The sequence below is a fragment of the Paracoccus yeei ATCC BAA-599 genome (genome assembly GCF_000622145.1).
Classification (GTDB): Bacteria; Pseudomonadota; Alphaproteobacteria; order Rhodobacterales; family Rhodobacteraceae; genus Paracoccus; species Paracoccus yeei.
The window spans coordinates 1-2,738 of record NZ_JHWH01000059.1 but is presented as its reverse complement, the minus strand read 5'-3'; the positions used below and the strand labels follow the sequence as shown (position 1 = coordinate 2,738).

Genomic DNA, 2,738 nt, shown 5'->3' with positions numbered 1-2,738 from the left:
CCCCCGCCACAATGAAAGAGGCAGCAATGCGCTCCAAGCCCTGCGATCTAAAAGCCCATAGCGCAAAACTCGCTGTCAATGCGGCCGTGGCGAGCAGCAGCACAAGCCGCGCAGTCTCACCCTCGAATGAGAACAGGCTGAACGAAACCCCCTGATTGAAGGTCAGACGCAGCGCGACAAAGGGCAGAAAGTCGGTTGCCGCGCCGTAGGGTTCGAGAGAGGTGCGCGCCCATAGCTTTGCAGCAAGATCGAGCGCGGCTCCAAAGGCGATGATGAGTGCAGGCCTAGCCGTTTTCATGCACGGCCAGCCTGTTTGAGATCGGAGCGCGCATCCCGGATGATCGACCACGCCGATTGCAGGAACAGGCCCGCGACGGCGAAGGCCACCAGAAGGTCAGGCCAGGACGAGCTAAGCGCCCAGACGAGGACAGCCGCGACGACCACGGCAAGGTTGCCAATCGCGTCGTTGCGCGAGAACAGCCAGACTGCACGCATATTGGCATCGCCCTTGCGGTGGGGCAGCAGCACAAGGGCAGCGGCCACATTGACGATGAAGGCCACGACCGCGAAGCCACCCATCAGGAGGGTTTCCGGCTCATGCTCGACAAAGACGCGGTAGAGCGTCGAGCCAATCACGCCAAGGCCGAGCAGGCCCAGAAACACGCCTTGCAGCAGCGCCGCCTTGGCGCGGGCCGCGAGGCCCCAGCCCACCGCAATGAGGCCGAGGAAGGAAATCAGGCCATCGCCCACGAAATCGAGCGCGTCCGCCTGTAGCGCCTGCGAACCCGACAGAAAGCTGCCGAAAATCTCGATCACGCCATAGCCGACATTGAGAAGGACAACGATCCAGAGTGCGCGCTTGTAGGCTGGGGTGACGTGCGACAGGTCAGGGATCTTGTCGTCATCCTCATCGGTTTCCGCCCCGGCCACCTTGGGCTGGCCTATGCGATCAAGCTGATAACCCAGGCTTGTCACTGCCTGCTCAATAGCAGGAAGCCGCGTCTGCGGATCATCGACATTGAGCGTCATGATCTGCGAGGCAATCGACACCTTCACCTCGTCCACGCCTTCAACCTTGCGGGCCGCGCCCTCGATCTTGGCGGCGCAGGACGCGCAGTCCATGCCCGTAACGTGATAGCGGATTGTGTCGGTTGCAGCGGCCATTCGTCGATCCTCGAAACTTTAGCCTTGCCCTGCTACAACCTGTAGCGACTACAGGAGCAAGGCAAAAGATGCAGATCGGCGATTTATCCCGGCAGACGGGCGTGAACATCGAGACGATCCGTTACTATGAGCGCATTGGGGTTTTGCCCAAGCCTGCCCGCCAGCCGAACGGACGGCGCACCTACAGCCCCGCCGATGCCGAGCGCCTGGGCTTTATCCGCCATGCTCGCGAGCTTGGTTTCGATCTGCCAAGCATCCGCATCCTGCTCGCCTTGCAAGAACGGCCGGAAGCATCATGCGAGGATGCGAGCCGCATTGCCCAAGAGCAGCTTGAGGCAGTCGAAAGCCGGATTGCCCGCCTGCTTCTCTTGCAGGATGAACTGGCCCGAATGGTCAGCGAATGTAGACGAGGTAGGGTATCCGAATGCCGAGTGATCGAGGCTCTAGCCCCCGCCCGCCCTACAGCCCGCTCTGATCCGAGCGGGCGGGCGGGGACTACTGCACCCTAGTCCTAAACAGCGCCAAGCTAACTTATCGGCCGAGGATGCGCTGAAGGAGGCTGCGCGGTTCCTTGGGCCGCTTGTCTTCCAGGAGCGCCTGCTGACGCTCGGCCAATGCGCGCCAATGGTCGGCATTGGCTTCGGCCTTGCCCAGCATCTCGCGCAACAACTCGACTTCTCGTTTTAGGCCTTGGTCGGTCAGGGTGGTCTGGTGGTTCTCATGGGTGGTCGGTTGCGGTTCCGGGAACCGGTCGGCCGACCGGTCAGGAGCTTGGAAGGAAAACGCACGGTGCAACTCTGCCGGGTCGATGGCGTAGCGACCCCGATCATCCTTGGGCGCGCTCATGCGCCCACTATTGATGGCATTCAGAAGGGTAGACTTGGAGCGGCCGCAGGTCTTGGCAGCCTGGTTCAGCGTCAGCGGCACGGTGGTTCCTTGGGTGGTCGGGGCCGGTCGGCAGGGTGGTCGGTATCGGTTTCCGGAACCGGTAGCCGACCGGTCGGCTACTCGGGGGTCTGGTCGGACTTACCGCCCTCAATCACGTCCAGCTTGTAGCGTTCAACAGCTTGCGCGTGGCTGTTCACGTTGCCCCGGAACGCCCCTTCCGGCGTCACGGTGATGATCTTCACCCGTCCGCGCTTCATCCGTCTAATAGCTCCCACCTGCTCCAAAAGGTCCAAGGCGCGAGCCATCTGGGCCTTGTCGGTTCGCATTACTTCACACAGGTCGGCAGCGGTCTTGGTGCATTCGTAGGACTGCCAACCGAGGTTGCGGGTGATCTGCCAGAGCACCGCCTGCGCGTGGAAGGCCTGTGCCGTAGTCTTCGCCGCCGTAAACAGACGTTCGGTCACGGCGTCCTGATACTGGAATGCAATGGACACGTTGCCTCCTCCAAAGAAGTCAAACTCAATCTGATTGCTGACGGATAGTTCCTTGGCCGCCAGAGCGGCCTCCCGCGCCATTGCGGCTCGTTCGGGGCTGCTTTCCCGTAGGGCCTGCTGATCGAGCAAGAGCGCCGCCTGGTCGTAAGCACCGCGCTTGCGCATTGCGCGGGCGGTCAGATCGGCAGGCGG

At 62.2% G+C, this 2,738-nt stretch carries 5 protein-coding genes; 1 reads left to right on the top strand and 4 read right to left on the bottom strand.

Annotated elements, in window-relative coordinates:
• Positions 1 to 298 (bottom strand): signal peptidase II (locus tag BU28_RS0117505; protein WP_036763410.1); only part of this gene is annotated, 298 nt, incomplete at its 3' end.
• Complete coding sequence (locus BU28_RS0117500; protein WP_028720581.1) at positions 295 to 1,164, bottom strand: cation efflux transmembrane domain-containing protein; 870 nt, start codon at positions 1,162 to 1,164, stop codon at positions 295 to 297. The genes BU28_RS0117500 and BU28_RS0117505, both read right to left, overlap by 4 nt.
• Positions 1,165 to 1,232: 68 nt before the next feature.
• Between BU28_RS0117500 and BU28_RS23635 the strand changes: the two genes are divergently transcribed.
• A complete protein-coding gene (locus tag BU28_RS23635) occupies positions 1,233 to 1,673 on the top strand; it encodes a MerR family transcriptional regulator (RefSeq protein ID WP_051578295.1) in 441 nt (146 codons plus the stop codon).
• Between the two features lie 22 nt (positions 1,674 to 1,695).
• Here BU28_RS23635 and BU28_RS24310 read toward each other — a convergent pair whose 3' ends face one another.
• Positions 1,696 to 2,091 (bottom strand): hypothetical protein, encoded by a 396-nt coding sequence (locus BU28_RS24310; RefSeq protein WP_028720580.1) that lies wholly within the window; start codon positions 2,089 to 2,091, stop codon positions 1,696 to 1,698.
• Between the two features lie 77 nt (positions 2,092 to 2,168).
• A partial coding sequence (locus tag BU28_RS0117485; RefSeq protein WP_028720579.1) for a helix-turn-helix domain-containing protein occupies positions 2,169 to 2,738 on the bottom strand: 570 nt, incomplete at its 5' end.

What these genes read in the sequence shown, in the direction of transcription:
- BU28_RS0117500 (WP_028720581.1), bottom strand. Translation starts at nt 1,164, where the DNA reads ATGGCCGCTGCAACCGACACAATCCGCTATCACGTTACGGGCATGGAC.
- BU28_RS23635 (WP_051578295.1), top strand. Translation starts at nt 1,233, where the DNA reads ATGCAGATCGGCGATTTATCCCGGCAGACGGGCGTGAACATCGAGACG.